The organism is Sphaerimonospora mesophila, assembly GCF_001417795.1.
Classification (GTDB): Bacteria; Actinomycetota; Actinomycetes; order Streptosporangiales; family Streptosporangiaceae; genus Sphaerimonospora; species Sphaerimonospora mesophila.
In genome coordinates, this window is sequence record NZ_BCBX01000004.1 from 1 (window position 1) to 1,509 (window position 1,509).

Below are 1,509 nucleotides of genomic sequence, written 5' to 3' on the forward strand. Positions count from 1 at the left end.
CCAAAGACATCCCAGGAGCTTGAGTGTCAAGCTGCGAGCTTCTCGGCATGATGCGACCAGGCGGTCGCTTCGTCGTAGAGCGTGCCGGTCTTGAGGCAGCCGTGCAGGATTCCCACGAGCCGGTTGGCGAGCTGACGCAGCGCGGCGTGGTGGCCGACATCCCGGGCTCGTAGCCGGTCGTAGTAGGCGCGGGCGCCGGATGAGGACTGCAGAGCGGAGAACGCCTGCGTGGTGAGGGCGTCCACGAGCCGGTCGTTGTGGACATACCGCGCCAGGACGACCTTCTTCTTGCCCGAGGCCCGGGTGATCGGGCTGGTGCCGGCATAGTTCTTGCGGGCCTTGGCGCTGGCGTACCGCTTGGGGTCGTCGCCGAACTCGGCAAGCACCCGGGCGCCGAGGATCGGTCCCAGCCCAGGCTGGGAGCCGATGATCTTAGCGGCCGGGTGCGCGCCAAAATACTCCTCCACCTGCCCTTCGAGCACCTTGATCTGCTCGTTGAACACGGCCAGGATCGCGGTCGCCGAACGCACCGTGGCGGCGTAGGCGGCCGTCACGACTGCGGGCTGGCCCAGGTGCTCACTCCGCAACGCCGCCTGGATCGCAGCGGCCTTGTCCGCGATGCCGCGGCGGCGGGCGCGCTTGAGCGCCGCGGTGATCTGCGTGGTGGTCAGCTTCGCTGCCGAGGCTGGGTCCGGTGCCCGGCTCAGCAGTTCCAGGGTGTCGGCGGCGGTCAGATCCTCGAAGGCCTCCAGCGCGGCGGGGAAGTAGTCCCGCAGCGAGTGCCGCAGCCGCTGCATATGCCGGGTGCGCTCCCAGATCAGCGTCTTGTGCGCGCGGGCGACCACCTTGACCGCCGCAGCTTGGTCGCTGTCGCCGGCCACCGTGCGCAACTGGTGGGAGTCAGTGCGCACCATGTCGGCCAGCACGTGAGCGTCGGCGGCGTCGCTCTTGGCACCCGACACCGCATGCCGCCTGCGGTACTCCGAGGCCTGCAGCGGGTTGACCGCGAACACCCGGTACCCGGCGGCGATCAGCGCCTGCACCCACGGGCCCCGGTCGGTCTCGATACCGATCAGCACCTGATCGGCGGCATCCTCCTCATCCTCGACGTCCGCGCCAAGGTGCTCGGCGATCAACGTGTGCAGCTGGGCCATGCCCGCCACGCCCTCCGGCAGTCGAGCTTTGGCCAGCCGGCGGCCCGTACCGTCCATCAACTCCACATCGTGGTGGTCTTCGGCCCAGTCGTCTCCGAGGAACAGCAATGCCTCTCCCGTCTCCGCTGTCGATCAGCGTTCGCAGCCGTTCGGGAGAACCATCAACGACCTAATGAATCAGTGCTCACGCCCTGGTGGCGGGCACGACATCCCATCAGCGATCAATCCACCCGGTTACCGGCAGGGGCAACGGTCTTTGGATAGGACTCAAAATCCAGGCCCACGGAGTGCTCACCTGCCGGTGGCTACCAGTCCCGAGTCTGCCGGATGGCCGACCCGCTAACTCTCATTAGGC

1 protein-coding gene is annotated in these 1,509 nt (G+C 67.9%); it reads right to left on the reverse strand.

From position 1 onward, the window contains the following. Window positions 1-26: 26 nt before the first annotated feature. A complete protein-coding gene (locus tag AP234_RS00025; RefSeq protein ID WP_055477447.1) occupies window positions 27-1,262 on the reverse strand; it encodes an IS110 family transposase in 1,236 nt (411 codons plus the stop codon). Window positions 1,263-1,509 lie beyond the last annotated feature (247 nt).